Annotated in this window: 28 protein-coding genes and 1 pseudogene; 11 read left to right on the top strand and 18 right to left on the bottom strand. The window is 68.1% G+C overall.

The window, feature by feature from the left end:
- The first annotated feature begins 13 nt into the window (after nucleotides 1-13).
- The 5 genes from J7528_RS12075 (at nucleotide 14) to J7528_RS12055 (ending at nucleotide 3,677) form a co-directional block, all read left to right on the top strand.
- Nucleotides 14-298, top strand: coding sequence for a YciI family protein (locus tag J7528_RS12075; protein ID WP_291874499.1), 285 nt, complete (start codon nucleotides 14-16; stop codon nucleotides 296-298).
- 5 nt (nucleotides 299-303) lie between these two features.
- A complete protein-coding gene (locus J7528_RS12070; protein WP_291874497.1) occupies nucleotides 304-594 on the top strand; it encodes a YciI family protein in 291 nt (96 codons plus the stop codon).
- Nucleotides 591-956, top strand: a complete 366-nt coding sequence (locus tag J7528_RS12065; protein WP_291874495.1) for a Rieske (2Fe-2S) protein — start codon at nucleotides 591-593, stop codon at nucleotides 954-956. Before J7528_RS12070 ends, J7528_RS12065 begins: the two co-directional genes overlap by 4 nt.
- A 45-nt stretch (nucleotides 957-1,001) precedes the next feature.
- Nucleotides 1,002-1,772 (top strand): class I SAM-dependent methyltransferase, encoded by a 771-nt coding sequence (locus tag J7528_RS12060; protein ID WP_291874493.1) that lies wholly within the window; start codon nucleotides 1,002-1,004, stop codon nucleotides 1,770-1,772.
- 105 nt (nucleotides 1,773-1,877) lie between these two features.
- Nucleotides 1,878-3,677 (top strand): methyl-accepting chemotaxis protein, encoded by a 1,800-nt coding sequence (locus J7528_RS12055; protein WP_291874491.1) that lies wholly within the window; start codon nucleotides 1,878-1,880, stop codon nucleotides 3,675-3,677.
- Between the two features lie 154 nt (nucleotides 3,678-3,831).
- Here J7528_RS12055 and moaC read toward each other — a convergent pair whose 3' ends face one another.
- The 5 genes from moaC to moaA are packed head-to-tail and all read right to left on the bottom strand — an operon-like array spanning nucleotide 3,832 to nucleotide 6,562.
- On the bottom strand, nucleotides 3,832-4,302 hold the full coding sequence (moaC, locus tag J7528_RS12050; RefSeq protein ID WP_291874489.1) for a cyclic pyranopterin monophosphate synthase MoaC: 471 nt from the start codon (nucleotides 4,300-4,302) through the stop codon (nucleotides 3,832-3,834).
- Nucleotides 4,299-4,850 (bottom strand): molybdenum cofactor biosynthesis protein B, encoded by a 552-nt coding sequence (gene moaB / locus J7528_RS12045; protein WP_291874487.1) that lies wholly within the window; start codon nucleotides 4,848-4,850, stop codon nucleotides 4,299-4,301. Before moaB ends, moaC begins: the two co-directional genes overlap by 4 nt.
- 11 nt (nucleotides 4,851-4,861) lie before the next feature.
- The gene (locus J7528_RS12040; RefSeq protein WP_291874485.1) at nucleotides 4,862-5,305 is read right to left on the bottom strand and encodes a molybdenum cofactor biosynthesis protein MoaE; all 444 of its coding nucleotides are present in this window, start codon (nucleotides 5,303-5,305) and stop codon (nucleotides 4,862-4,864) included.
- Nucleotides 5,302-5,532 carry a MoaD/ThiS family protein gene (locus tag J7528_RS12035; protein ID WP_291874482.1) on the bottom strand — a complete coding sequence of 77 codons (231 nt, stop codon included), beginning with the start codon at nucleotides 5,530-5,532 and terminating at the stop codon, nucleotides 5,302-5,304. The genes J7528_RS12040 and J7528_RS12035 overlap by 4 nt, the downstream gene beginning before the upstream one ends.
- A 1-nt stretch (nucleotide 5,533) precedes the next feature.
- Entirely contained in the window at nucleotides 5,534-6,562 is a 1,029-nt protein-coding gene (gene moaA, locus J7528_RS12030; protein WP_291874479.1) for a GTP 3',8-cyclase MoaA, read from the bottom strand.
- Nucleotides 6,563-6,592: 30 nt separating this feature from the next.
- On the opposite strand from moaA, the gene J7528_RS12025 reads away from it, so the two are divergent.
- Nucleotides 6,593-7,216: a nucleotidyltransferase family protein gene (locus J7528_RS12025; protein WP_291874477.1), complete on the top strand. Its 624-nt coding sequence runs from the start codon at nucleotides 6,593-6,595 to the stop codon at nucleotides 7,214-7,216.
- A gap of 3 nt (nucleotides 7,217-7,219) precedes the next feature.
- On the opposite strand, the gene J7528_RS12020 is transcribed toward J7528_RS12025, so the two are convergent.
- From J7528_RS12020 to J7528_RS11995, 6 genes are all read right to left on the bottom strand, one after another.
- Nucleotides 7,220-7,669 carry a hypothetical protein gene (locus J7528_RS12020; protein WP_291874475.1) on the bottom strand — a complete coding sequence of 150 codons (450 nt, stop codon included), beginning with the start codon at nucleotides 7,667-7,669 and terminating at the stop codon, nucleotides 7,220-7,222.
- A gap of 73 nt (nucleotides 7,670-7,742) precedes the next feature.
- Nucleotides 7,743-7,967 (bottom strand): hypothetical protein, encoded by a 225-nt coding sequence (locus tag J7528_RS12015; RefSeq protein ID WP_291874472.1) that lies wholly within the window; start codon nucleotides 7,965-7,967, stop codon nucleotides 7,743-7,745.
- Nucleotides 7,945-8,385 carry a hypothetical protein gene (locus tag J7528_RS12010; RefSeq protein ID WP_291874469.1) on the bottom strand — a complete coding sequence of 147 codons (441 nt, stop codon included), beginning with the start codon at nucleotides 8,383-8,385 and terminating at the stop codon, nucleotides 7,945-7,947. Before J7528_RS12010 ends, J7528_RS12015 begins: the two co-directional genes overlap by 23 nt.
- A 175-nt stretch (nucleotides 8,386-8,560) precedes the next feature.
- Nucleotides 8,561-9,154: a helix-turn-helix transcriptional regulator gene (locus J7528_RS12005; RefSeq protein WP_291874467.1), complete on the bottom strand. Its 594-nt coding sequence runs from the start codon at nucleotides 9,152-9,154 to the stop codon at nucleotides 8,561-8,563.
- Between the two features lie 51 nt (nucleotides 9,155-9,205).
- Nucleotides 9,206-11,386 (bottom strand): xanthine dehydrogenase family protein molybdopterin-binding subunit, encoded by a 2,181-nt coding sequence (locus J7528_RS12000; protein ID WP_291874465.1) that lies wholly within the window; start codon nucleotides 11,384-11,386, stop codon nucleotides 9,206-9,208.
- Nucleotides 11,383-11,913: a (2Fe-2S)-binding protein gene (locus J7528_RS11995; protein WP_291874464.1), complete on the bottom strand. Its 531-nt coding sequence runs from the start codon at nucleotides 11,911-11,913 to the stop codon at nucleotides 11,383-11,385. Before J7528_RS11995 ends, J7528_RS12000 begins: the two co-directional genes overlap by 4 nt.
- 126 nt (nucleotides 11,914-12,039) lie before the next feature.
- Between J7528_RS11995 and J7528_RS11990 the strand changes: the two genes are divergently transcribed.
- Nucleotides 12,040-12,417 (top strand): MliC family protein, encoded by a 378-nt coding sequence (locus J7528_RS11990; RefSeq protein ID WP_291874912.1) that lies wholly within the window; start codon nucleotides 12,040-12,042, stop codon nucleotides 12,415-12,417.
- A 14-nt stretch (nucleotides 12,418-12,431) separates the two neighbouring features.
- Nucleotides 12,432-13,322, top strand: coding sequence for an NAD(P)-dependent oxidoreductase (locus J7528_RS11985; protein WP_291874462.1), 891 nt, complete (start codon nucleotides 12,432-12,434; stop codon nucleotides 13,320-13,322).
- On the opposite strand, the gene J7528_RS11980 is transcribed toward J7528_RS11985, so the two are convergent.
- From J7528_RS11980 to J7528_RS11965, 4 genes are all read right to left on the bottom strand, one after another.
- Entirely contained in the window at nucleotides 13,319-14,959 is a 1,641-nt protein-coding gene (locus J7528_RS11980) for an MFS transporter (RefSeq protein WP_291874460.1), read from the bottom strand. The two genes, J7528_RS11985 and J7528_RS11980, sit on opposite strands and share 4 nt — an antisense overlap.
- A 60-nt stretch (nucleotides 14,960-15,019) precedes the next feature.
- Complete coding sequence (locus J7528_RS11975; protein ID WP_291874458.1) at nucleotides 15,020-17,716, bottom strand: PAS domain S-box protein; 2,697 nt, start codon at nucleotides 17,714-17,716, stop codon at nucleotides 15,020-15,022.
- 93 nt (nucleotides 17,717-17,809) lie between these two features.
- Entirely contained in the window at nucleotides 17,810-18,493 is a 684-nt protein-coding gene (locus J7528_RS11970) for a Fe2+-dependent dioxygenase (protein WP_291874456.1), read from the bottom strand.
- Between the two features lie 142 nt (nucleotides 18,494-18,635).
- The gene (locus J7528_RS11965) at nucleotides 18,636-20,957 is read right to left on the bottom strand and encodes a TonB-dependent siderophore receptor (protein ID WP_291874454.1); all 2,322 of its coding nucleotides are present in this window, start codon (nucleotides 20,955-20,957) and stop codon (nucleotides 18,636-18,638) included.
- Nucleotides 20,958-21,799: 842 nt separating this feature from the next.
- Here J7528_RS11965 and J7528_RS11960 point away from each other — a divergent pair.
- The 3 genes and pseudogenes from J7528_RS11960 to J7528_RS11950 all read left to right on the top strand — a co-directional run.
- A complete protein-coding gene (locus J7528_RS11960; protein ID WP_291874452.1) occupies nucleotides 21,800-22,432 on the top strand; it encodes a LysE family translocator in 633 nt (210 codons plus the stop codon).
- 60 nt (nucleotides 22,433-22,492) lie between these two features.
- On the top strand, nucleotides 22,493-23,194 hold the full coding sequence (locus tag J7528_RS11955) for a ribonuclease T (protein ID WP_291874450.1): 702 nt from the start codon (nucleotides 22,493-22,495) through the stop codon (nucleotides 23,192-23,194).
- A pseudogene (locus J7528_RS11950) lies at nucleotides 23,190-23,323 on the top strand (hypothetical protein); the annotation flags it as partial. The gene J7528_RS11955 and the pseudogene J7528_RS11950, both read left to right, overlap by 5 nt.
- Nucleotides 23,324-23,327: 4 nt before the next feature.
- Here J7528_RS11950 and J7528_RS11945 read toward each other — a convergent pair.
- The 3 genes from J7528_RS11945 to J7528_RS11935 all read right to left on the bottom strand — a co-directional run.
- Nucleotides 23,328-24,164 carry an alpha/beta hydrolase gene (locus J7528_RS11945; RefSeq protein WP_291874449.1) on the bottom strand — a complete coding sequence of 279 codons (837 nt, stop codon included), beginning with the start codon at nucleotides 24,162-24,164 and terminating at the stop codon, nucleotides 23,328-23,330.
- Nucleotides 24,165-24,285: 121 nt separating this feature from the next.
- The gene (locus J7528_RS11940; protein WP_291874446.1) at nucleotides 24,286-24,537 is read right to left on the bottom strand and encodes a hypothetical protein; all 252 of its coding nucleotides are present in this window, start codon (nucleotides 24,535-24,537) and stop codon (nucleotides 24,286-24,288) included.
- A 127-nt stretch (nucleotides 24,538-24,664) separates the two neighbouring features.
- Nucleotides 24,665-25,064 (bottom strand): S1 RNA-binding domain-containing protein (locus J7528_RS11935; protein ID WP_291874444.1); only part of this gene is annotated, 400 nt, incomplete at its 5' end.

Here is a 25,064-nt window from a genome sequence, read left to right as displayed (position 1 = left end):
TAAGGACCACCGCATGGCCCTCTTCGTCGTCTACTGCAAGGACAAGCCCGGCGCCCTCGAGACGCGCATGGCGACCCGCCCGACCCACCTCGACTATCTGAACGGCGCGGGCGTGGTGAAGGCCGCCGGCCCGCTGCTGGACGATGCCGGCTCGCCGATCGGTTCGATGCTGATCGTCGAGGCCGAGGACCGCGCCGCCGTGCAGGCCTTCGTCGACAACGATCCCTACACCCTGGCCGGTCTGTTCGAGAGCGTCTCGATCGACGGCTGGCGCGTGGGCGTCGGCTCGATCGGCTGATCCTCTTGCCGCTGTTTGCCCTGCACTGCCTGGACCGACCCGGGACCGAAGACCTGCGCCAGGCCACGCGCCCGGCGCACCTGGACTTCGTGCGCTCGCGGGCCGACTACCGGTTCGGGGCCTATCTGAAGGACGAGGCGGGCGTCATGCGCGGCTCGCTGATGGCGGTCGAGGTCGCCGACTTCGCCGCCGCGCGGGCCTTCTCGGCGGCCGATCCCTATGTGCAGGCGGGCTTGTTCGAGCGGGTCGAGATCCACGAGTGGCCGGTCGGGATCGACGCGGTTCCGGCGTCATGAACCTCGACCGCGAGAACCCCGCCCGCCCGGCCGCCGGCACGGTGCTGTGCGCCCTGGACGAGATCCCCTCGCCCGGCTCGAAGGGCTTCCGATATCGCGAGGGCGACGCGATGTTCGCCGGCTTCGTGGTGCGCAAGGACAGCCTGGTGGTCGGCTATGTCGACAGCTGCCCGCACGCCGGCTGGCCGCTGGCGGGCTTCGCCGGCCGGTACCTGACCCGCGAGAACGACTTGATCCTGTGCGCCGGCCACGCGGCCCTGTTCAAGATCGAGGACGGGGCCTGCGTCGCCGGTCCCTGCCCCAACGAGACGCTGTTTCCCTGGCCCGTCGAGGTCCGCGACGGCCAGATCATCGTCGCTTAAGACCTTTCCCCTACGCTCCGCGCGAACGATTGCGGAGAACCGGTCATGACCGACATGCACTTCGACGCCGAGGCGGTGACCCACCGTGCGGGCTTCGCCAAGCTGCGCTCGCTGACCAAGATCAATCCGCGCCTGGCCCCGAACCTGGCCAAGACCATGCTGGGCGGCCAGCGCGACCCGGCCGTGGTCGACGCCTTCAACGCCCATGCGGAAACCGCCGGCTTCGAGTTCACCTCGACCTGGGCCAGCAACAATATCCCGTTCGTGGCCCCGCTGCTGCGCGACTTCGCCGCCAAGCGCCCCGAGGGCGAGACGATCCGTTACATGGAGATCGGCGCCTATGAGGGCCGGAACTTGGCCTTCATGGACTGGCTGCTGCCCAGCCGCCTGGCGGTCGCCGTCATCGACCCTTGGTTCGACGAGGCCCTGAACCCGGAAGAGAAGTACCACGCCGTCGAGCCGCGCTTCCGCCGCAACATGGCCAAGTGCGGCTTCCGCAGCCTGGACACCCACAAGGGCTTCTCGACCTATGTCCTGCCCCAGATGCTGGAGCGGAACGAGCAGTTCGACCTGATCTATGTCGACGGCAGCCACACGGCCCTGGCCGTGCTGATCGACCTGTGCTTCTGCGCCAGCCTGCTCAGCGTGGGCGGCATGATGGTGCTGGACGACTACTGGCACGACATCAGCGAGATCGGCGGGCCGGGCGTGAAGCAGGCCGTGGACCAGTTCCACGCCGCCTTCGGCCGCTATTTCGAGATCGCCGCCGTTTATCGGCAAGTGGCGCTCGTGAAGACGGCCGAGATCCCCCGATAGCGACGTTATGTCGCTTGTCCGACACGGTTACGGTTAAGACCCGTTAGAGACCTGACACGGCATTCTGCTCCCGATTTTGCGGACCGTCCGCAGGGAGAGATCGACATGGCGTCCTTGGGTCAGAAGGTCATGGGTGCGGCCGCCGGTGCGGCGCTCTTGTGCGCGGCCACGGCCGGCACGGGCCTGTGGGTGGCTATGAGCCTGGATAGCGCGCTGACGCGGTCGGAAGCCTCCGCCAAGATCCTGCGCCTGCACATGCATGCCGACATGATGCACGACGCGCTGCGCGCCGACGTCATGGGCGGGATCATGTCCTCCGATCCGGCCCTGGGCGTCGACCTGAAAGCGGTCCGCGCCGACCTCGCTGAACACACCGAGGCCTTCAAGACCGACATCGCCGAGAGCGCCAAGCTGGCCCAGGACCCGGCGGTCAAGGCCGCCCTGTCCGAGGTCGAGGCCCCGCTCGCCGCCTACATCGCCGCCGCCGGCGAGATCGTTGGCAGCGCCGATACCGACATCCCCGGCGCCCGCGCCAAGCTGCCCGGCTTCGCCCAGCAGTTCTCGGTCCTGGAAGGCAAGATGGAAGAGGCCTCGACCAAGATCGAAGCCGCCGCCGTCCGCGACTCCAAAGCCGCCAAGTCGATGAGCCTGTTGGGCCAAGTGGTGATGGGCGCCCTGCTGGTCGCCGCCGGCCTGTTCGCCGTCGCCCTGATGGTCGCCGCCAAGCGCGGCCTGGTCTCGCCGCTGGTCGCCATCACCCACGCCCTGCGCCGCCTGTCGGCTGGCGACCTGTCGGTGGTGCTGCCCAAGAAGACCAGCAACGACGAGATCGGCCAGATGACCGACGCCCTGCAGACCTTCCACGACACCGTCGAGGCTCGTCGCAAGGAGCTGGAGGCCGCCGACGTGCGCGACGCGCTGGAGATCGAGCGCCAGCAGGCCGAGCAACGCCGCAACGAGGCTGAAGCCACCCAGAAGGCGGTCGTCGAGAGCCTGGCCGAGGCGCTGCAGCACATGTCGCGCGGCGACCTGAGCCACCGCCTGGAGCGTCCTTTCCCGGCCGGCTATGAGAAGCTGCGCGTCGACTTCAACGTCGCCGTGGAGAAGCTGTCGAGCGTCATCGCCGCCTCGCTGGGCGCGGTCACCGCGATCCATGGCGGCACCGCCGAGATCACCGCCGCCGCCGACGACCTGTCGGGCCGCACCGAGCGCCAGGCCGCCAGCCTGGAAGAAGCCGTCGCCGCCCTGGACGAGATCACCAGCACCGTGCGCCTGACCGCCGAAGGCGCCAGCCGCGCCCGCAAGGTGGTCGAACGCGCCCGCACCGCCGCCGACGCCTCGGGCTCGATCGTCAGCCAGGCCGTCGAGGCCATGGGCGCCATCGAGAAGTCCTCCGAACAGATCGGCCAGATCATCGGCGTCATCGACGAGATCGCCTTCCAGACCAATCTGCTGGCCCTGAACGCTGGCGTCGAAGCCGCCCGCGCCGGTGAGGCCGGTCGCGGCTTCGCGGTCGTCGCCCAGGAAGTCCGCGCCCTGGCCCAGCGCTCCGCCGAGGCCGCCAAGGAGATCAAGACCCTGATCAGCGCCAGCACGGCCGAGGTCGGCCAGGGCGTGGAATATGTCGGTAAAGCGGGCGAAGCCTTGCGCGCCATCGCCGACGAGGTCGACCAGATCGACGGCCTGGTCGGCGAGATGGCCGCCTCGACCCAGGAGCAGGCCCGCGGCCTGGCCGAGGTCAATACGACCATGAACCAGATGGACCAGGTCACCCAGCGCAACGCCGCCATGGTCGAGGAAACTACCGCCGCGTCACACGCCTTGGCTCAGGAGGCTACGCGCCTGGCCCAGCGCATGGGCGAGCTGCGGATCGCGCAGGATGGTGGCCAGCGCCGCGCGGCTTAATCTAACCCGTCTCCCCGGCGAAAGCCGGGGCCCAGGTCGAACCCACGAACGCCCGTCAGCTTGGCAGGGCGCATCTCGGGTCATCCGCAACCGCACAGGCTGAATCTGGGCCCCGGCTTTCGCCGGGGAGACGGAGATAGGGTTAGGCCTGAGCCTAGTCCGCCTTCCAATCCCCCGACTTCCCACCCGTCTTTTCCAGCAGGCGCACGGCTTCGATGACCATGCCCTTCTCGGCGGCTTTCAGCATGTCGTAGATCGTCAGGCAGGCGATCGAGGCGGCCGTCAGGGCCTCCATCTCGACGCCGGTCGGGCCGGTGGTCTTGACCCGCGCCGTGACGGCGAGGCCGCCCTCGGCCGGCTCGACTTCGACCACCACCTTCGACAAGGCCAGCGGGTGGCACAGCGGGATGAGGTTTGATGTTTGCTTGGCGGCCATGACGCCGGCTAGTTCGGCCACCGCCCGGACGTCGCCCTTGCGGCCCGAGCCGGACACCGCCAGCGCCAGGGTCTCGGCGCTCATCCGCACGAAGCCTGTCGCCACCGCTTCGCGCGCCGTCGCCGGCTTGTCGGAGACGTCGACCATACGGGCGCGGCCCTGGTCGTCGATGTGGGTCAGCTTGCTCATTGCTCGAGCAGTCTCGGCATGAGTTCGACCATGTTGCAGGGCTTGTGGCGGCTGTCGAGTTGGGCGGCGATGACCTTGTCCCAGCCGTCCTTCACCGCGCCATTGCTGCCCGGCAGGCAGAAGACGAAGACGCCGTCGATCAGGCCGGCCGTGGCCCGCGACTGCAGGGTCGAGAGGCCGACCGTGGCGTAGCTGACCAGGTGGAAGATCACCGAGAAGCCGTCGATCTTCTTGTCGAACAGGGGCTCCAGCGCCTGGACCGTGACGTCACGACCGGTCAGCCCGGTGCCGCCGGTGCTGATGATGGCGTCGACGCTTTTGCTGTCGACCCACTCGCGGACCTGGGCGCGGATGGCTTCGATGTCGTCACGGATCACGGCGCGGCCGGCGAATTCGTGGCCGGCGTCGCGGACGCGGTCGATCAGGATCTGGCCCGAGGTGTCGGTGCTTTCGTCGCGGGTGTCCGACACGGTCAGGACGGCGATGCGCACCGGCTTGAACGGCAGCTCCGCCTTGATCCCGCCGCCCGGCTTCAGGCCTTCCGACATTCCCGTATCTCCTAGTCCCAGCGTTGCGCGTCGGTCCTATCGCGGTCCGTCGGCTCGATCCAGCGCGCGCCGTCCGGGCCGTGCTCCTTCTTCCAGAAGGGCGCGCGGCTCTTCAGATAGTCCATCAGGAAGTCGCAGGCCTCGAAGGCCTCGCGGCGATGGCCGGCGGCGGTGGCCACGAAGACGATCGCCTCGCCCGGCGCGATGCGGCCGGTACGGTGGACGATATGGACGTCCTGCAGCTTGAAGCGTTCGATGGCCTGCGCCGCGATCTCGCCGATCGCCGCATCGGTGAAGCCTGGATAGGCCTCCAGCTCCAATGCCGCCGCCTGTCCTTTCTCGGCGCGGGCCAAACCCACGAAGGTGGCCACCGCGCCCGTCTCCTCGCGGCCGGCGCAGAAGGCGGTGACGAGGGCGCCGGGCTCGAACGGCTGGTCCGTGAGCGTAACGATCATCCGCCGCTCATCGGCGGCAGGAAGGCGACCTCGGTCGCGGCGGTCAGGACAGCCTCGCCTCGCACGATGGCCTTGTCCACGGCGACCTGGACGCCGGGCGCGGTCAGGGCGTCGCCCAGCTCGGCCGACAGGATTTCGCGCAAGGCCGAGAGGTCGCCCGCCTCGACCACGCGGTCACGCCAGCCGGCCTGGTCGGCCAAGCGTCCGAAAAGAAGCACGCGAGCCATCTTACCCGCCGGTCGTCGACATGTGGCGCGCGACGGCCGGGTGGGCGATCTGGAAGTCGTGGCCCTTGGGCTTGGACCCAATCGCCGCGAAGATCGCCTCGCGCAACTGCGCGTCGTTGGCCCCGCCCCGGATCACCGCCCGCAGGTCGCTGGCGTCGTCGCGGCCCAGGCAGGTGTGCAGGGTGCCGGTGCAGGTCAGCCGCACCCGGTTGCAGGTGTCGCAGAAGTGGTTGCTGAGCGGGGTGATCAGGCCCAGCCGCCCGCCGGTCTCGGCCACCCGAACATAGCGCGCAGGCCCACCGGTGGCGTGGTGGATGTCCTCCAGCGTCCAGAACGACGACAGGTCGCGGCGGACGTCCTGCAGCGACAGATATTGGTCGGTGCGATCCTGGTCGACCTCGCCCATCGGCATCGTCTCGATCAGGGTCATGTCGCATCCACGGGCGTGGGCCCACTGGATCAGGTCGGGCAGCTCGGCGGCGTTGTCGGCCTTCAGCGCCACGGCGTTGATCTTCACGGCGATCCCTGCGGCCAAGGCCGCGTCGATCCCGGCGATGACCCGGGTCAGGTCGCCGCCCCGCGTCAGCTTGCGGAAGAGATCGGGCTTGAGCGTATCCAGCGAGACGTTGATCCGCCGCACGCCATGACGGGCCAGGTCGGCGGCGTAGCGCTCCAGCTGGGTGCCGTTGGTGGTCAGGGTCAGCTCGTCCAGCGCGCCCGAGCGCAGGTGGCGCGACAGGCCGGCGACCAGATCCATGAAACCCTTGCGCACCAGCGGCTCGCCGCCGGTCAGCCGCAGCTTGCGCACGCCCAGGCCGACGAAGGTCGAGGCCAGGCGGTCCAGCTCCTCCAGGGTCAGCACCTGCGCCTTCGGCAGGAAGGTCATGTGCTCGGACATGCAGTAGAGGCAGCGCAGGTCGCAACGGTCGGTGACCGAGACGCGCAGATAGGTGACGGCGCGCCCAAACCCGTCGATCAGACGGGGAGCGGCATGAACCGCTTGCGCGGGGCTATCGTCATAAGGCGTCATATCCGTCTCTAAGAATAGGCGCTGAGACCGATGACGGAAAGGGATACGACGTCGCTGGAAGCGATCGTGCTGGCGGCGGGGGCCAGCGCCCGTTTCGGCGGCGCCAAGCTGCTGGCCCGGCTGGACGGCGCGCCCCTGATCGCCGGCGCCCTGCTGACCGCCTTCCTGTCGCCTGTCCGGCGGGTCCACGTCGCCGTGGCCAGCGACGCCGTACGCAAGGTGGTCAAGGCCACCGCCGAGCGGCTGGCGGCCAGCGACCGCCTGACCATCGTCCCCGTCGAGGACGCCGCCGAAGGCATGGGCGCCTCGCTGCGCGCCGCCGCCCGCGCCTTGCCCGACGACGCGGCCGGGGTGTTCGTGCTCCTCGGCGACATGCCCCGCATCGATCCGGCCACCGTCACGACCCTGGCTCGCGCCCTGACCGGCCCGCACGACATCGTCGCCCCGACCTATCTGGGCCGGCGCGGTCATCCGGTGTTGTTCGGCGCCTCGTGGTTTCCCGCCCTGCGCGCCCTCTCCGGAGACGAAGGCGCCCGCGTCCTGCTGGAGACCGCGGGCGCTCGTTTGGCGCGGATTCCCGTCGAGGATCCGGGCATCCATCTCGACGTGGATCGCCCCGAGGACCTCGCTCGCGCCGTCGAAGGTCGCCCCTAGGGGTCAGACTGGCGGCACCGCCGCGTCGATGCGTTTTCGATCTCTGACCGCCAGCCAGATCGCGACGACCAGCACCGCCAGAGGCATGACGGTCACGATGTTGTGGGAAGCGATCTGATTGTACCGACGAATATCGCCACTGAAGAAAGTGACGAACGGAATGCTGGTCTCGATGATCATGAGGGCGGCAAGCACGGCGCACCATATCTTGCGCCACCGTACCGAGATCCAGACGAACGCCACGCAGCACGTGGCGTCGATGACGGTGATCGGATAGTTCATGCCGTTCATGTCCCGCCCCCTCGGAAGGGCGGACAGCATCCAGCTTACAAACAGAATGGCGGCCGCCAGCCGCAGCGGCCGGTCGCCTTTCCAGACCGCCAGCACGCAGATCGCCATGGCGAGAAGATAGAGCCCGTACGGGACCAGCCCGATGTAAAACAGATTGGCCAAGCCCGGATCCCGACAAGCACACGGCTACTTGGCACGCGACACGTCGCGTGTCCAAGCGCGACGGCGGGCTCACTCAGTGCGGGGCGACCTCACCCTGGACCACGATGCGTTTGATCTCGGCGATCAATCGCAGCGCGCCTGCGGAATCGCCGCGTTCCTGCAGCGCCACCAGCCGTGGCACCAGGATCATGAGGATGCGACGATGGTCCTCGCTCACGGCATCCAGCCCGCGCCGGAACTCGGCGACATCCTCCTCGTCGGCGATGACGTCGAGATCAGGGTCGAACAGCGCCTTCATCGGCCCGTCTCCGGTCGCGGATGACGCGCCTGGTCGCCATGGCGATGACGACCAGCTGGAGATTGGACAGGATGTTGTTGGCCGCGTAGCGATTGTACAGATGGATGTCGTGGTCGAAGACGTGCACCAGCGGAACGATTACGATCAAGATCGTCAGGGCCGCCAGGACGGCGCACCAGACCCGTCGCCACCGCAATGAGATCCAGACGAGGATCAGCGCGCAGTTCGTATCGATGGTCGTGATCGGGTAGTTCAGGATGTACCTGTCGCCCCGATTGACGATCGGCGTGAGCGTCCAGCCGACGAGAAGCGTCAGAGCCACCAGCTTCAGCGGTCGGTCGCCCTTCCAGAACGCCATACCGAAGACCACAAGGGAAATGAGGTAGACGACGTAGGGAAACAGGTACTCGGGGAACATCGAACCTCGATACGAGCCACGGCGTGCCCGTTACGTAGCGCGGATCAGGACGCGCGGTCGCACCCCTTTCCGACGATGTAGCGCATGCTCTTTTCATGCAAAGGGATTCCGTCGCGCGGCTCACGCCGCTCGTTGATGAACGCTACGATGATGATGGGATCGGCCCCGAGGGCGATCAGCGATGGGTGATGCGCTGGATCGCCAGGATGAACTCGTGGACGCTGATCGCGATGACAGCGAGCGAGACAGCGATCAGGACCGTGATCCCGAGCACCAGCCCCAGCCACTGGAGATTGGTCAGCTCATGCCGCCAGTCCCGACGCGCCGTCGACGTCCCGGCAGGAACGTCGCCATCCGGACCGGCGACGAGGTCCCGCAGAGCGGCCGACCAACTGCCTGACCCTTGAGCGGGGCTCGGCCGAACGTCAGATATTGTTGATGTTTTGCGCCCATGGATGTTTCCGATCTCGCGATCAGAAGGCGGCGTATCTGGAAGCGCTGCCAGATCGTCTGGCTGCTTACGGTAGTCGCTACCGGGGTCGCCGCCTTCCCACGCCACGAAGGCGAGGGCGGCGTCGCGGCGGCTCATGCCCGACAGTCGGCGGCGCGCGCTGAGCACGTGCATCTCGACGGTCTTGGGTGACAGGCCGAGCGCCCGCGCGATCTCCTTGGATTGGAGATGCGCCGCGATGAGTCGGAGGATCTCCCGCTCGCGGGGGGTAAGCTTCTCGAAAGCGGTACTGACGCGATCCACCATGCGCGCCAACATGATCGGCCGCCGCGCTCCCGTCTAGCGAGCAGAACGGGTAAATTGAAACAATCAGTTTTCCGAGCGCACGAACGGCAGGCGCTTGGTGGGAGTCTTGTTCAGAACCAGCAGGGCGTTGGCCACGGCCGGACCGATCACCGGCGTGCCCGGCTCGCCTACCCCACTGGGCGGATTGCCGGACGGCACGATGTTGGTCTCGACCGTCGGCGCCTCGTTGATCCGCAGCACGCGGTAGCGATCGAAGTTGGTCTGATCGACCTTGCCGTCGGTCAGGGTAACCTCGCCGAACATGAAGCCCGACAGGCCATAGCAAGTCCCGCCTTCCATCTGCGCCGCGATCTGGTCGGGCGAGACGGCGACGCCGCAGTCGATGGCGGTGACCACGCGGCCGACGCGCGGGGCTCCGTTCTCGACCTTGACCTCGGCGACCTGAGCCACGACCGAGCCGAAGCTCTCATGCACCGCCACGCCGCGCGTCCAGCCGTCCGCCGCCTTGGGCCCAGCCTTCTCGACGGCCAGGTTCAGGGCGGCCAGGTGCCTGTCCGCGCCAGCCTTCGTGTAGAGCGCTCGGCGATACTCGACCGGATCCTTGCCGGCCTTGGCGGCCAGCTGGTCGATCGTATGTTCCATGACGAAGGCGGTGTGGGTCGCGCCCACCGAGCGCCACCACAGCACCGGCACGCCGACGTCGGGCAGGGCCACCTGGGCGTCGACCACGGGCGTGGCCTTCAGGTAAGGCGAGCCCGCCGTCCCCTCGATCGCGGTCTGGTCGGGACCCTTGCCCGCCGGCATGGGCGAGCCCTTCATGATCGACTGGCTGACGATCCGGTGACGCCAGGCGGCGGGATAGCCATCCTTGTCCAGCTGGACCTTCACGGCATGGACGGTCAGCGGCCGGAAATAGCCGGCCTGCATGTCATCCTCGCGGGTCCAGACCAGCTTCACCGGCCGGCCCTTGCCGACCTTCTTGGCGATGTGGACGCACTCGGCGACATAGTCCGACTGAAAGTTGGCGCGACGGCCGAACGAGCCGCCGGCGAAGATCGTCTCGATCTCGACCGAGCCCGGCAGGCAGCCGACGATCTTGGCGGCCGCCAGCTGATCCAGGGTCTGCCCCTGCGAGCCGAAGACCATCTTCACCTTGTTGCCGTCGACCGAGGCCACGCAGTTCATCGGCTCCATGGTCGCATGAGCCAGATAGGGGAACTCGTAGGTCGTCTCGAAGACGTTCGCGCCTTTCGCGGAGTTCAGCGCCGTCGCGTCGCCGCGCTGGTCGAAGGGCTCCCACTTGGTGTCGGTGTTCTTGCCGGCAGCGACGTCGTTGAACAGCTGGGCGATGGCCGCCGAGCCGCGCTTCTCGGCCTTTTCCTCGTCCCACTCCAGCTTCAGCGCCTCGCGGCCCATGCGGGCGGCGAAGGTGGTCTGGGCGACGACGGCGATCCCGGTCGGGATCTCGAACACGTCGACCACGCCGGCGACCTTCTTGGCCTCGGCGGCGTCGAAGCTTTTGACCTTGGCGCCAAAGCGCGGGGCGTGGGCGACCACCGCCGTCAGCATGTCGGGCAGGCGGACGTCCTGGGTGTAGCGGGCCGTGCCGTCGCTCTTGACCTGGGCGTCCTTGCGGCGCACCCGGTCGGTGCCGATCAGGGTGAAGGTCTTGGGGTCCTTCAGCTTGACGTCGGTCGGGGCCGGGACCTTGGCGGCGTCGGCCAGCAGGTCGCCGAACGTCGCGGTCTTGCCCGAGGTATGGGTGCCGACGCTGTCCTTGACCGTGATCTCGCCGACCGGGACGTTCCACTTGTTGGCGGCGGCCTGGACGAACATGGCCCGCGCGCCGGCCCCGGCCTTGCGCAGCTGCTCCCACGAGTTGGAGATCGCCGACGAGCCGCCGGTCAGCTGCGCGCCCAGGGCGCCGTTGGCGTAGAGTTTGGCGTTGGCCGGGGCCTGCTCGACCTGGACCTTGGTCCAGTCGGCGTCCAGCTCCTCGGCGACGATGGCGGCCAGGCCCGCGTGATTGCCCTGGCCGAACTCGACGTGCTTGGAGATCACCGTCACCACGCCGTCCGGCGCGATCTTGATGAAGGGTCCGAAGGCGCCGACCTCGACCTTGGAGCCGGCGCTCATGATGTCGGCCGGCGAGCAGCCGACCAGCAGCGAACCGCCGACCAGGGCCGAGGCGACGACGACGTCGCGGCGGCTGGGGCCTTCAATGGGCTTGAAGGGCGCGTTCATCGGCCGGCTCCACGATGGGTGGCGCCGGAGCCGGCGACGATGGCCTCGTCGATGTCGGCATGCGGCTCGCCCAGGGGCGGACCGGTGTCGGCCGCGTCCTTGATCGCCGCGCGGATCCGCTGATAGGCGCCGCAGCGACAGATGTTGCCGGCCATGGCGTTGTCGATGTCCTCGTCGCTGGGCTTGGCTTTCTGGGCCAGCAGGGCGCAGGCCGACATGATCTGACCCGACTGGCAGTAGCCGCACTGCGGCACGTCATGGCGCACCCAGGCCTGCTGCACCGGATGCTGGCCGCCCAGCCCTTCGATGGTGGTGATCTTGGCCGCCCCGACCGCCTCGATCGGCGTCACGCACGAGCGAATCGCCTGGCCGTCCAGATGCACGGTGCAGGCCCCGCACTGGGCCATGCCGCAACCGAACTTGGTGCCCGTCATCCCGAGCTCGTCGCGCAGCACCCACAGCAGAGGGGTGTCGGGCGAGGCCTGTACGGATGTGGGCTTACCGTTGATGTCGAGCGTCACGGCCATGCGTCTTCGCCTCCAACGAAAGAAGGACGCCCCGCGCCCTGGTCGAAACCTAACACCGTTCACACCGGGCTTGGCCAGAGAGAATTTGAGCGGCGCCGTTGGGCAGCAAACGCCTGGCGGCTGAAAATCGCTGCCGCACCTGCGAAGGCCCGCTATGCTCGGCATCGTAACCGCCCGGAGGCTTTCGTCTTGCGCCGCGTCCTCGTTTCTCTCGCCATCCTGTCCGTGACCTTGGCCGGCTGCGCCACCGTCGCCCCGATGGACTCGACCGATGCGCCGATCCGCTACAGCTGCAAGGGCGGCAAGCGGTTCACCAGTTCGTACGCCCTGCACGGCAAGAAGGTCGTGGTCACCGCCGGCGGCGTCACCAAGACCCTGAAGCTGGCCCGCTCGGCGTCCGGCGCCCGCTACACCGCTGACGACGCCGAGCTCTGGAGCAAGGGCGCCGACGCCATGCTCAAGGGTTTCCCCGGCGGCCCTTACGCCGATTGCCGTTCGCAGTAAGTCGAGGTCCCGCGTTGGATTCCTTTCCCGCCTACTTCCCCCTGGCCGGCCGCAAGGTGGTGATCGCCGGCGTTGGCGAAGCGGCCGAGGCCAAGGCCCGGCTGTTCGACGGCTCGCCCGCCACCCTGGTGCGGCTCGAGGGTCACGACGCCTATCTGCCGGGATCCTATTCCGGCGCGATCCTGGCCTTCGTGGCCAGTCCCGACGAGGTGTTCGTCCAGGCCGCCGCCAGCGCGGCGCGGGCGGCGCGGGTGCTGGTCAATGTCGTCGACCGGCCGGCGCTGTGCGACTTCAACACCCCGGCCGTGATCGACCGCGGCGAGGTGGTGGCGGCTGTCGGCACCGGCGGCTCGGCCCCGGTGCTGGCGACCATGCTGCGCAACGACATCGAGGCCCAGGTCCCGGAGGGCATGGGCCGCGTCGCCGCCCTGCTGCAGAAGTTCCAGGGCGAGGTGCGTGGGACCCTGCCGGCCCTGCACGAGCGCCGGGCCTTCCTGCGCGACGCCGTGCTGGGCGAGGCCGCCGCCGCCGCCCGCGCCGGCGACATGGACAAGGCCGGCCAGCTGTTCCGCGAGGCCCTGGCCAAGGGCTCGGCCCGCAAGGGGACCGTGCGCTTCATCGCCGGCAAGGGCCCTGTGGACCTGCTGACGCTGCGCGCTTCCCGGGCTCTCGGCGCGGCCGACGTGCTGGTGCTGGAAGCCGACGCTGATCCCGAGGTCGTGAAGATGGCCCGCCGCGACGTCGAGCGGATGGACGCAGCGGAGGCCAATGCCGAGCACCTGATCCAGCTGGCCCGCGAAGGCCGCCAGATCGTCCGGCTGATCACCCATGCCGTCGACCCGGCCCTGATCCACGCCCTGACCCAGGCCGAGGTCGCCGTCGAGGTGGTGCCGGCCGCCAGCTAGTTGAGCGGCCTGCCCTTCGTCTCCGGCAGCAGGAACGCCGTGACCAGCACGCTGATCAGGGTGAAGACAACCGGGTACCAGAGGCCGGCATAGATATCGCCGACCGCGGTGACGATGGCGAAGGCGAAGAACGGCACGAAGCCGCCGACCCAGCCGGTGCCGATGTGATAGGGCAGCGACAGAGCCGTGTAGCGGACCCGGGTCGGGAACAGCTCGACCAGGCAGGCAGCCAATGGGCCGAACAGCGCCGTGGCGGCGATCACGAAGACGAACAGCACACCCAGGATCAGCGGCTTGTTCATCCGGGCCGGATCGGCCTTGGCGGGATAGCCGGCCTTGGCCAGGGCGGCCTTGATCTGCTTCTCGACCCCGGTCTTCACCGCCTTGGTCTCAGCCTTGGCCAGGCCCTTCGCGCTTTGGGAGACGACCTCGACGCCGCCGACCTTCATGACCGCCGTGGTTCCGGCCTGGGCCTTTTCGTTGGTGTAGGAGACCCCGGCATTGGCCAGCGCGCCCTTGACGATGTCGCACGAGGTCACGAACGCGGCCTTGCCGACGGGGTCGAACTGCAGCGAGCAATCGGCGGGATCGGCCACGACGACGACGGGCGCTTTCGCCGAAGCCTCGGCCAAGGCCGGGTTGGCGGCCTTTTCCAGCAGGTGGAAGCCGGGGAAGTAGAAGAGCAGCGCCAAGGTCATGCCGCCCAGCATCACCGGCTTGCGGCCGACCTTGTCCGACAGCCAGCCGAAGACGACGTAGAACACGGCGCTGACCGCCGTGGCCGTCATCATCAGTTCGTTGATGGTGACCGGGTCGACCTTCAGGAACTTCTCCATGAAGGTCTGGACGTAGAAGAAGCTGGTGTACCAGACCGCGCCCTGGGCGCACATCATCGAGAGGAAGGCCAGGATCACCAGCTTCAGGTTCTTCCACTGGCCGAACGCCTCGGCATAGGGGGCTTTGGAGGCGTTGCCCTCTTCCTTCATGGCCGCGAAGGCGGGGCTTTCGGTCAGCTTCATGCGCATCCAGACCGAGACGCCCAGCAGGCCGATCGAGACGGCGAACGGGATGCGCCAGCCCCAGGCGTCGAAAGCCTCGATGCCGACGGCGGCGCGGGTGATCAGGATGACCATCAGCGCGCCGAACAGGCCGAAGGCGGCCGAGGTCTGCACCCACGAGGTCGACCGGCCGCGCTGGTCCGGCGGCGAGTGCTCCGCGACATAGATCGCCGCCCCGCCGTACTCGCCGCCCAAGGCAAAGCCTTGGACGCAGCGCAGGACGATCAGCAGGATCGGCGAGATGATGCCGGCCTGCTGGTAGGTCGGCAGGAAGGCGATGGCGAAGGTGGCGCCGCCCATCAGCAGGACGGTGGCCAGGAACGCGCCCTTGCGGCCGGCCTGGTCGCCGATCTTACCGAAGACCAGCGCCCCCAGCGGCCGGAAGGCAAAGCCGACGCCAAAGAGAGCGAGCGCCGCGATATAGCCGGCCGCATCCGGCAGGCCGGTGAAGAAGGTCTTGGAAATGACCTGGGCCAGGCTGCCGAAGATGAAGAAGTCGTACCACTCGAAGGCTGTGCCGGCCGACGAAGCCGCGACCACCGTGCGCATCGAGGCGCCTTGCTGACTTCCGCCGGCCATTCCGAATTTCCCCCGTTCTTTGGCCCTGCTTAGCGTGGTTCCACGCTTCGGGGAACGGGGTTAGGCGACAGCCCCTTGTTCGTCGGGCCCCGCCTGCGACAGGCGGACGATCTCGCCGACCAGGGCGGCCGGCGCAATCGGCTTGGCGGCGACGCCGTTCATGCCGGCGGCGCGGTACGCGGCCCGCTGGTGGGCCATGACATTGGCGGTGAGAGCGATGATCGGCACACGGGCGGCGGGACCCGCCAGGGCGCGGATGCGACGGGTCGCCTCCAGCCCGTCCATGCCCGGCATCTGCACGTCCATCAGGACCAGGTCGAAGGCCCCGTCGCGAACCGCCTCGACGCCCGAGGCGCCGTCGTCGGCGACGCTGACGTCGGCGCCCAGCTGCTGCAGGATCCGGCGGGCGACCAGCTGGTTGGTCGGATTGTCCTCGACGACCAGCACCTTCAGCCCCGCAAGCAGGTCGTCGTCATAGGCGCCGACGGCCTCCGGCGCGGCGACCGCGTGGGCGGCGATGGCCAGGGTGAAGGTCGAGCCCTCGCCCGGGACCGAGCTGAACGAGACCTCGCCGCCCAGCATCTGGGCCAGCTTGCGGGTGATGGCCAGGCCCAGGCCCGAGCCGCCGAAGCGGCGGGTGGTGCTGGCGTCGGCCTGCTGGAAGCGTTCGAAGAGATGCGCTTGCGCCTCCAGCGGCACGCCGACGCCGGTGTCGATGACGTCGAAGACCAGCTGCCCTTCAGCCTTGCGAGTCCGCACGGTCACCGAACCGCGCAAGGTGAACTTCACGGCGTTGCCGATCAGGTTGAACAGCGCCTGGCGCACGCGGGTCGGGTCGGTCTTGATCCAGCCCAGGTCCGGCGCGATGTCCAGCTCCAGTCGCAGGCCCTTGTGCGAGGCCTGGCCGGCCAGCAGGCGGGCGACGCCGCGCACCAGCTCGCCCGGGTCGACCGCCTCGTGGTGCAGGTCCAGGCGCCCGGCCTCGATGCGCGAGATGTCGATGACATCGTCCAGCAGGGTCGACAGCATCTGGCCAGCGGCCAAGGCCTCTCCGAGGAGTTCGGCGCTGTCGCCCGGCGGCAGTTCGCGCTTGAGCACGTGCATGACGCCCAGCACCCCGTTCATCGGCGTGCGGATCTCATGGGACATGTTGGCCAGGAACTGGGCCTTGGCCTCATTGGCCGCCTGGGCGGCGCGCTCGGCGGCGACCAGAGCCAGCTCGGCCTTTTTCCTCTCGTCGATGTCCAGGGCCAGGCCGAAGGCCTTGCGGGCCCGGCCGTCGGCGTCGCGGCGCACTTCGTGGAAGACTCGCACCCAGCGCGACTCGCCCGTCGGGCTCAGCAGCCGCACGTCGTATTCCTGCGAGCCCCAGGCGCCGGTGCGCCGCCACTCGGCCGCGGCGGCGTAAAGCTGCTCACGATCCTCGGGATGGATCATGGGCCAGACCGCTTCCCGGACGTCCTCGTAGGCGACGCGGCGGCCCATCATGCGGTGGAACTCGGGCGAGCCCCAGAAGCCTTGGGCCTCGTGATCGATCTCGTAGACCCCGGCCCGCGCCGCGCCCAGCGCGACCTTCAGCCGGCGGGCATTGATCCGCGCCTCACGCCGCGCCGCCACCAGCGCGGTGACGTCGTCCATGTAGGTGATGACGCCGACGACTTCCCCAGACTCGTTGCGCCAAGGTCGCGCCTCCCAGCGGAAGGTGCGCTCGACGCCGTCGGCGTCGTCCAGGCGGTCTTCGCGGCGGGCGACGACCTCGCCCGACAGCGCCCGGGTCACCCCGGCCACGAAGCGCTTGCGGCCGCCATGGGTCAGTTCGGTCAGGGTCTTGCCGATGACCTGAGCCTCGGTCGAGCGGAAGATTTCCAGAAAGCGCGGGCTGACCAGCCGCAAACGCATGTCCAGGTCGTAGACGGCCACGGCGAACGGCGCGTCCTCGACCAGGCGGCGGGCCCGGCGCTCGCTCCAGATGGCCTTGTCGCGGCTGCGGGCCACGTCGGTGATGTTCTGGGTGACGCCGTTCAGCGCGAACGGCGGCCCCGCCCCCGCTTCAGCGCGATAGGTGCTGCGGAAGGTCTGCCAGCGACCGTCGTCGCCGCGCAGCCGGAATTCGATCGCCCCGCCCTCGCCCGTCGCCACGGCGCGGCGGAAGACGTCGTGCACCGCCTCGCGCTGGTCCTCGGCCAGGCGAGCCAGGAACTTTCCGGTGGTGTCGACGTCTGACGGCTTCAGGCCCAGCAGGGCCAGGGTGTCGGGCGACCAATCGATGCGCTCGCCGTCGGGCTCATAGGTCCAGACGCCGATGCCGGCGGCCTCGGCCAGCAGCTGCTGGGTGTGGCGAGCCGCCTCCAGTTCGGCGCGGTTTTCGATCTCGGCCGAGACGTCGTGCAGCATGCCCACGAGTTCGCCGTTGGGCCCCAGCCGTCCTCGCCCCCGCAGCCAGATCCAGCGGCCGTCCTTACAGCGCACCTGCAGGTCTGTGGTCGTCGCGCCGGTCCGGCGCATGCGGTCGCCGATGTCGAGCAGCTCGGGCTGGCTGTCGGGATGCACGAACTTGATCGTCGGCTGGCCGATCGTCTCTTCGGTGGTCCAGCCGGTCAGGGCGGTCCAGGCGGCGTTGACGGTGACGAAGCGGCCCTCGGCCGAGACGATCGTGAAAAGATCGCTGGCGTTGTCGAAAAACCAGCGCGCCGCCTCTTCCTCGCCGAACGGCGTGGGGGCGCTGGGATTCGCAGCATTGCTCGACGCCGTGGACATCCGGTCTCCGCGAGGTTGGGCGGATCGTGGAGCGCAACCGTAAACTTATGGTTCCAAACGCAGAGCGATGTTCCGTGAACGGGTACTTTGGCGTCAGACCTCCGCCCATTGCCTGAGCAGATTGTGATAGACGCCGGTCAGCGACAGGATCCCCTGGTCGTCGGCCTCGACCTGGCGGGCCAGGCGTTGGATGGCCACGTCCATCTCCAGGAGGATCGTGCGCTTGGCGTCGTCGCGGATCAGGCTCTGGATCCAGAAGAAGCTGGCCGTGCGCCGCCCCCGGGTCACCGGGGTCACGTGGTGCAGGCTGGAGCTGGGATAGAGGATCATGTCGCCGGCCTCCAGCTTGACGACGTGGTCGCCATAGAGGTCGTTCACGACCAGCTCGCCGCCGTCATAGTCCTCGGGCTCGGCCAGGAAGAGCGTCGCCGACAGGTCGGTGCGCAGGCGCTGGCCGGTCAACGGATCGCGGCGGATGGCGTTGTCGACATGGTCCTTGAAGCCCATGCCCTCGCCATAGCGGTTGAACATCGGCGGCAGGATGACCTGCGGCAGGGCGGCCGAGACGAACAGCGGATTGGCCTCCAGCGCCTGCAGGATCGCCGCGCCGACGGTGCGGGCCGCCTCGCTGTCCTGCGGCAGCTGCTCGTTGGTCTTGGCCCGCGCGGCCTGGTGGCCCGAGGTCAGGTTGCCGTCGACCCAGGGACCCGCGTCCAGGATCGCCCGGTGCTCGGCCACCTGGGCCTTGGTCAGCACCTGCGGGATCTGCAGCATCATGCGGGCGGCTCCTTTTCCTTGGCCCGGACTTAGCCCGGGCAAGGTCTGCCTTCTTTGACCCGGATCAGACCGGAAAAATAGAGCGCCCCGCTCGATGTCCGATCGAGCGGGGCGCGGTCGTGAAGCTCCAGTAGGGGGAGGGCTAGTACTTCACGGCAAGGCTCAGCATCGCCTGACGGCCCGGCGCCGGGTCGGCGTGGTGCACGCCGTTGGTGCGCAGGATGTACTGCTTGTCCGTCAGGTTCTGGACGTTCAGCTGCAGGTTCATCTTGTCGTTGATCTTGTACGAGGCGAAGGCGTCCAGGCGAGTGTACGAGGGCGCGAAGACCTTGTTGGTCCCGCCGCCGGCGCCGCCCTGGTTGCCGCCGAAGCTCTTGGACACGTAGTAGACGCCGCCGCCCACCGACAGGGCCGGGATCACGCGATAGGTCGTGAACAGGCTGAAGGTGTTCTTGGGCGTATTGGCCAGCGGGTCGCCGATATTGACGCTGGTGTAGGGACCCTTCACCAGCTCGCTGTCCATGTAGGTGTAGCCGCCGAAGACCTGCCAGGCGCGGGTCACGTAGCCCGAGACGCCGATCTCGACGCCCTGGACGCGGACTTCACCGGCCTGGGCCACTTCCGTGGCGCTCAGGGCGATCTGGGCGTTCTTGCGCTCGGTGCGGAAGACGGCGGCCGACAGGGCCAGCTTTTCGCCGAACACGTTGGCCTTGGCGCCGGCCTCGATGCTGGTGGTGTCTTCCGGATCCAGGACGACCTGGGCCGGCGTGGCCGCGGTGTTCTGGTCGCCGCCGGCGATGTTCGGCGGGGTCGAGGACGTGGCGTACGAGACGTACAGGCTGCTGGACGCCGTCGGCTTGTAGTTCAGGCCGACCTGATAGTTGACGAAGTCCCAGCCACCCTTGGGCAGGGTCGTATAGGTCACGCCGGTGACGACGCCGTTGGCCGTGGTCGCCGTGGCGTTGACGCCTTGGGTCGAATAGTCGTCGTAGCGGACACCGACGTTCAGCAGCAGCTTCTCGGTCAGGTCGATCGTGTCGAAGGCGTAGATCGAGCCGTTGCGGGTCTTCGAGGTCGACAGCGGACCGCGGTTCATCACGCCGGTCCAGGCGTCGCTGGGGTTGGGCGCGTACAGACGCGTGCAGCCGACCGTGGCGCCGGTGAAGCCGGTCGGGCAGGCCGAGCCGCTGGTGGTGAAGAAGGTGTAGGTCGTGTTGTCGTTGACTTCACGCGACAGCTCGATGCCGACGTTGAAGCGGTTCTTGAACGAGCCCGCCATGAAGTTGCCGGTGATGTCGGTGGTGAAGGCCGTGCTGGTGGCCTCGTTCCAGCGCGACTTGGTCCCGCGCAGCATCCACCATTCGCCGGCCACGAACTGGGCCGCGCCGCCGTCGCCGGGGTTGGTGACGAAGTAGTCGTTCAGGGTCTTGCCGTAGCGGAAGACCTGGCGGATCGCGAGGTTGTCGTTGATCTCGTGACGGACGGCGAAGGTGGCGATGTCGGCCTTGGTCTTCATGAAGTCGCGGTCCAGGCCGTAATAGGCCGAACGATCGACGTCCAGGATGCCGCTGGCCGGACGGGTGCGGCTGTCGGTGCCGGCCACGCCCCAGGTGCGCTTGCTGGCCAGCGGGATGCCGTAGTCCGGGTCCTGGTCGGTATCCAGGTGATAGTAGCTCAGGGTCGCCTGGGTGTCGGTGTCGATGCCGACGGCGACCGACGGGGCAAAGCCCCAGCGCTTGAAGTCGACGGTGTCGCGGCCGGGCGTGTCGCCGCCGGTGGCCATCAGGTTCAGGCGGAACGCGGCGTTCTTGGCGAAGGCGTAGTTGCCGTCGGCGGTGACGCGATAGTAGCTGTCGGTGCCGGCGGCGGCCGAACCGGCCAGGAAGCTGGTGGTCTTGGGACTCTTGGACGACATGTTGATGCTGCCGCCGCCCGAACCGCGGCCGCTATAGACCGAGTCCGGACCCTTGATGACCTCGACCTGTTCCAGGTTGAAGACTTCGCGGGTCTGGCCGCCGGTGTCGCGGACGCCGTCGACGAAGATGTTGTTGCCCGAGCTCTGGCCGCGGATGAACGGCCGGTCGGCCAAAGGCTGACCACCCTCCCCGGCGCCGAAGGTGATGCCCGGCGAGGTGCGCAGGATGTCCTGCAGCGAGGTGGCGGCGGTCTGCTCGATGATCTGCGACGAAATCACCGTGATCGAACGCGGGGTGTCCAGCAGCGGCGCGGTGAACTTGCTCGACGAGGGGTCGGCGGTGCGCTTGGCGTCGATCTTGACGCCCGAGACTTCGGTGCTGTCGGCGGCCGGGGCCGTGGCGGCCGCGGCGGCGGTCGCGACCGGCGCGTCGATGTCGGCGGCAGAGGCGGTCTGCGCCAGGCCCAGGCCAGCCAGGCCAGCGACGGCGACGGCGCCCAGGGCGCGACGGGGCCGGCTCACAACGCCGGAAGAGTTCAGCTTACGCATCTTTGATCCTATCCCCGGGGGCGCGTGTTGAGCAGGCCCCTCCTGAAATTGCGAGGCGTTCTTATCGACGTTGCGAAGCTGTCGCAATGATAATAGTTCGCAATTGCGCGGGATGTGTCCGAAAAGCGACGCTTTATTGCGGAAGGCGCCCACGCACGGGGCTTTCGCCTCGCGCCGGAGGGCTGCGAAGGGCGGGTGGAAAGGGATGCGGAGCGCCGGACAGCGTCCGGAGCAAGGTGGAGAAGTACCGTTTCGACGAAGCCCGACGCTCCGCGCGATCGTTGTTCGCCAGCGTCCCGGGAAGGTGGCCCTATTCAGGCCTTACCGGGATCCGGGCGCTTCCGTTTCCGGAAAAGCCCGGTGATCAGGGAGGGACGAGCCCTTTCCCCCAACCACGCCAACGGCGGGCGGGCCTGGCAGCGAACCAGGTCCCCGGACCGTCCGAGTATCCCCCTCGGACCTCCACCGCTCGACCACACCCCGCCGCCACGTTCGGTCGCTGGCCACGCGCCCTTTCCTCGCGACGAGGTGGGTAGAGAATACGGCAGGTTTTGGAGCCGGGGATAAGTTGGGCTGAGCGCTCATTCCTCACATCACCCTCTCTCATAGAGAGAGGGAGGGGCCCATGCGCAGCATGGGAGGGTGAGAGGTTACGCCGCTCACCGAATAGTCCTGAAAAACCAGCGAGATGCGCGAACCTGGACGGGGCTTCGCCTATCCTCTCACCCTCCCACGCCTACGGCGCGGGCCCCTCCCTCTCTCCATAAGAGAGGGTGTCCAATCCCCGTCCCCATCGATGCGTTCAACATGCTAAAGCTCCGCCACCCCCACGGAGCCCGCCCATGCCCGACGCCAAGACTTGGATCGCCTTCACCCTCGTCTGCCTGGGCATGGCCCTCACCCCGGGTCCGAACATGCTCTATCTGGTCAGCCGCTCAATCTGTCAGGGCCGCTGGGCCGGGATCGTGTCGCTGATCGGCACGGCGGCCGGGTTCATCGTCTATCTGCTGTGCGCGGCGCTGGGCATCACCGCCCTCTTGATGGCCGCGCCGATCGCCTATGACGTGCTGCGGTTCGGCGGCGCGCTGTACCTGGCCTGGTTGGCCTGGCAGGCGATCAAGCCGGGCGGCGCCTCGCCGTTCCAGGTGCGCGAGCTGCCCAAGGACAGCCCCGCCAAGCTGATCACCATGGGGTTCGTGACCAACATCCTGAACCCCAAGGCGGCCATGCTGTACCTGTCGCTGCTGCCGCAGTTCATCAAGCCCGAGCACGGTGGGGTCTTCACCCAGTCGCTGGTGCTGGGCCTGAGCCAGATCGCCGTCTCGCTGAGCGTCAACGGGATCATCTGCTTCATGGCCGGCTCGATCGCGACCTTCCTGGCCACGCGCCCCAGCTTCGCCCTGATCCAGCGCTGGCTGATGGCCACCGTGTTGGGCGGCCTGGCCGTGCGCATGGCCACCGAGGCGCGTCGCTAGACCTTGTCTTGACGAGGCGGTGGCGCGGGGGTCTATCCGGCCGGTAGTCCGGAGTCAGACATGAAGACCGCCCTCGCCACCGCTCTCGCCCTCGTCGCCCTGGCGAGCGGCGCCCAGGCCTCCAGCCTGAAGGCATGCGCGATCCCGCCGGCCGTCACCCCGGCCCCGGCCGAGATCCCGCCGGCCGACGAAATCCATCCCGACGTGCCGATCGCGGCCTATCTGCTGGCGCTCTTCTGGTCGCCCGAGGCCTGCCGCGCCGGCATCCCGGAGTCGGACAAGAAGATCCAGTGCCAGACCAACAGCTTCGGCTTCACGGTGCATGGCCTGTGGCCCAACGGCCCCGACAAGGTCCATCCGCGCTATTGCAAGCCGAGCCCGCCGATGAGCCCGGCGACGGTGAAGGCCAACCTCTGCATGACCCCCTCGCCCTGGCTGCTGCAGCACGAGTGGCAGGCGCACGGCACGTGCAACTGGGCTAGCCCCGAGGCCTATTTCAAGAAGGCCCGCAAGATCCGCGAGAAGCTGAACGTGCCGGACCTGGATGCCGGCGCCGACCAGGTCATGACCGCCGGCGAGATCCGCAAGGCCTTCCTCACGCGCAATCGCGGCGTCCGGCCCGAGGGCCTGAACGTCCGCGTCAAGGACGGCCGCCTGACCGAGGTCTGGGTCTGCATGGACATCAAGTACAAGTGGGCCGCCTGCCGCGGCGGCAACGGCGCGCCGGACGCGGCCGTCGTGAAGGTCACGCCGAAAGGCTGATCCCCTTCTCCCCTTACGGGAGAAGGTGTCGCTGAAAGCGACGGATGAGGGGTCGCGCCGGACAGGCCGCGCAACCCCTCACCCGACCACCTTCGGTGGCCACCCTCTCCCGCAAGGGGAGAGGGATGAAATCCTAGCCCTCGATGAAGGCCAGCAGGTCCTTGTTGATCGTCTCGGCTTCCGTGGTCGCCATGCCGTGCGGGAAGCCCGGATAGGTGATCAGCTTGCCGTTCTTGACCAGCTTGATGGCCAGGCGGGCGCTGTCGTCGATCGGCACGATCTGGTCGTCCTCGCCGTGCAGGATCAGCACCGGGACGTCGATGGCCTTCAGATCCTCGGTGAAGTCGGTCTCCGAGAAGGCGGTGATGCAGTCGTAGTGGGCCTTGGCGCCGCCGGCCATGCCCTGGCGCCACCAGTTCTCGACCGTGGCCGGCGAGACCTTCGCGCCCTCGCGGTTGAAGCCGTAGAACGGACCGGCGGCCACGTCGTGGAAGAACTGGGCGCGGTTGGCCAGCAGGGCGGCGCGGAAGCCGTCGAACACTTCCTTGGGCAGGCCGCCCGGATTGGCGTCGGTCTTCAGCATGATCGGCGGCACCGCGCCAACCAGCACCGCCTTGGCGACCCGGCCCGGTTCGCTGCGGGCCACGTAGCGGGCGACTTCGCCGCCGCCGGTGGAGTGGCCGATGTGGACGGCGTTTTTGAGGTCCAGATGCTTGGCCAGCGCGATCACGTCGGCGGCGTAGGTGTCCATCTCGTTGCCGGCATCGGTCTGGTCCGACCGGCCGTGGCCGCGGCGGTCATGGGCGATGACGCGGAAGCCCTTCAGGGCGAAGAACATCATCTGGGCGTCCCAGTCGTCCGACGACAGGGGCCAGCCATGGTGGAAGACGATCGGCTGGGCGTCCTTGGGACCCCAGTCCTTGAAGAAGATGTTCACGCCGTCGTTGGTGGTGAAGAAACCGCTGCTCATGTCCGTCATCCCTCGCTTGGCTAGGCCCCCATCAGGCCGTTACCGCCGTTTGATGACGAGACTGTGCCCGCGACAGATTGGCGCGGATATGGAAATGATCGAAACTCATCGTTTCGATAATCTACCGCAACACCCAGTCGTAGCGGTCGGACGCCCTGTACCCCAGCGCCGCGTTGTTTCGGACCACCTGGCGCAAGTCCTCGGGAAGGTCGCGCATGACCACGTCGATCAGGGCGCTGCGGGCCATCTGGATCGCCTCGGCCTTGGGCGCGGTGCGGGAGCAGGCGGGGCACCTCACGACATCTCCGCCGTCCCCATGCACCACGCGGACGTCGACCCGGCAAGCGCCGCACTGCACGACCTGATCAGCCATGGCTCGCCTCCATTCCGCAACCCAGGATGGAACATACAGAGAACAAGAGCAACCCCAAACGCAAAACGGGCGGTCCCTTTCGGAACCGCCCGCTCGCTACGTCATCTCGCTAGGAGAGCGTCAGACCTCAGGTCGTGACGGCGTCTTCCGGAGCGATTTCGGTCTTCTTGGACAGGTCTTCGCCGGTCTCTTGATCGACGACCTTCATCGACAGCTTGGTCTTGCCGCGATCGTCGAAGCCCAGGAGCTTCACCTTGACGATCTGGCCTTCCTTCAGCACGTCCGACGGCTTGGCGACGCGTTCGTTGCTGATCTGGCTGACGTGGACGAGGCCGTCCTTGGCGCCGAAGAAGTTCACGAAGGCGCCGAAGTCGACGACCTTCACGACCTTGCCGTCGTAGATCTTGCCCACTTCAGCTTCGTCGGTGATCGACTTGATCCAATCGATCGCGGCCTTGATCTTGGCGCCGTCCGAGGCCGAGACCTTCACGGTGCCCTCGTCGTTGATGTCGACCTTGGCGCCGGTG

Origin of the sequence: Caulobacter sp., from assembly GCF_017744445.1 — a bacterium.
Taxonomy (GTDB): domain Bacteria; phylum Pseudomonadota; class Alphaproteobacteria; order Caulobacterales; family Caulobacteraceae; genus Caulobacter.
The sequence above is the reverse complement of the archived record's forward strand: the minus strand, read 5'-3'. Positions and strand labels throughout refer to the sequence as shown.

What these genes read in the sequence shown, in the direction of transcription:
- J7528_RS12025 (WP_291874477.1), top strand. Translation starts at nt 6,593, where the DNA reads ATGACGGAAAGGGATACGACGTCGCTGGAAGCGATCGTGCTGGCGGCG.
- J7528_RS12040 (WP_291874485.1), bottom strand. Translation starts at nt 5,305, where the DNA reads ATGATCGTTACGCTCACGGACCAGCCGTTCGAGCCCGGCGCCCTCGTC.
- moaC (WP_291874489.1), bottom strand. Translation starts at nt 4,302, where the DNA reads ATGAGCAAGCTGACCCACATCGACGACCAGGGCCGCGCCCGTATGGTC.
- J7528_RS12005 (WP_291874467.1), bottom strand. Translation starts at nt 9,154, where the DNA reads ATGTTGGCGCGCATGGTGGATCGCGTCAGTACCGCTTTCGAGAAGCTT.
- J7528_RS11980 (WP_291874460.1), bottom strand. Translation starts at nt 14,959, where the DNA reads ATGGCCGGCGGAAGTCAGCAAGGCGCCTCGATGCGCACGGTGGTCGCG.
- J7528_RS12060 (WP_291874493.1), top strand. Translation starts at nt 1,002, where the DNA reads ATGACCGACATGCACTTCGACGCCGAGGCGGTGACCCACCGTGCGGGC.
- J7528_RS12010 (WP_291874469.1), bottom strand. Translation starts at nt 8,385, where the DNA reads ATGTTCCCCGAGTACCTGTTTCCCTACGTCGTCTACCTCATTTCCCTT.
- J7528_RS11955 (WP_291874450.1), top strand. Translation starts at nt 22,493, where the DNA reads ATGAAGACCGCCCTCGCCACCGCTCTCGCCCTCGTCGCCCTGGCGAGC.
- J7528_RS11975 (WP_291874458.1), bottom strand. Translation starts at nt 17,716, where the DNA reads ATGTCCACGGCGTCGAGCAATGCTGCGAATCCCAGCGCCCCCACGCCG.
- J7528_RS11945 (WP_291874449.1), bottom strand. Translation starts at nt 24,164, where the DNA reads ATGAGCAGCGGTTTCTTCACCACCAACGACGGCGTGAACATCTTCTTC.
- J7528_RS12035 (WP_291874482.1), bottom strand. Translation starts at nt 5,532, where the DNA reads ATGGCTCGCGTGCTTCTTTTCGGACGCTTGGCCGACCAGGCCGGCTGG.
- J7528_RS11970 (WP_291874456.1), bottom strand. Translation starts at nt 18,493, where the DNA reads ATGATGCTGCAGATCCCGCAGGTGCTGACCAAGGCCCAGGTGGCCGAG.
- J7528_RS12015 (WP_291874472.1), bottom strand. Translation starts at nt 7,967, where the DNA reads ATGAAGGCGCTGTTCGACCCTGATCTCGACGTCATCGCCGACGAGGAG.
- moaB (WP_291874487.1), bottom strand. Translation starts at nt 4,850, where the DNA reads ATGTCGGAAGGCCTGAAGCCGGGCGGCGGGATCAAGGCGGAGCTGCCG.
- J7528_RS12055 (WP_291874491.1), top strand. Translation starts at nt 1,878, where the DNA reads ATGGCGTCCTTGGGTCAGAAGGTCATGGGTGCGGCCGCCGGTGCGGCG.
- J7528_RS11960 (WP_291874452.1), top strand. Translation starts at nt 21,800, where the DNA reads ATGCCCGACGCCAAGACTTGGATCGCCTTCACCCTCGTCTGCCTGGGC.
- J7528_RS11940 (WP_291874446.1), bottom strand. Translation starts at nt 24,537, where the DNA reads ATGGCTGATCAGGTCGTGCAGTGCGGCGCTTGCCGGGTCGACGTCCGC.
- moaA (WP_291874479.1), bottom strand. Translation starts at nt 6,562, where the DNA reads ATGACGCCTTATGACGATAGCCCCGCGCAAGCGGTTCATGCCGCTCCC.
- J7528_RS12065 (WP_291874495.1), top strand. Translation starts at nt 591, where the DNA reads ATGAACCTCGACCGCGAGAACCCCGCCCGCCCGGCCGCCGGCACGGTG.
- J7528_RS11965 (WP_291874454.1), bottom strand. Translation starts at nt 20,957, where the DNA reads ATGCGTAAGCTGAACTCTTCCGGCGTTGTGAGCCGGCCCCGTCGCGCC.
- J7528_RS12075 (WP_291874499.1), top strand. Translation starts at nt 14, where the DNA reads ATGGCCCTCTTCGTCGTCTACTGCAAGGACAAGCCCGGCGCCCTCGAG.
- J7528_RS12000 (WP_291874465.1), bottom strand. Translation starts at nt 11,386, where the DNA reads ATGAACGCGCCCTTCAAGCCCATTGAAGGCCCCAGCCGCCGCGACGTC.
- J7528_RS11995 (WP_291874464.1), bottom strand. Translation starts at nt 11,913, where the DNA reads ATGGCCGTGACGCTCGACATCAACGGTAAGCCCACATCCGTACAGGCC.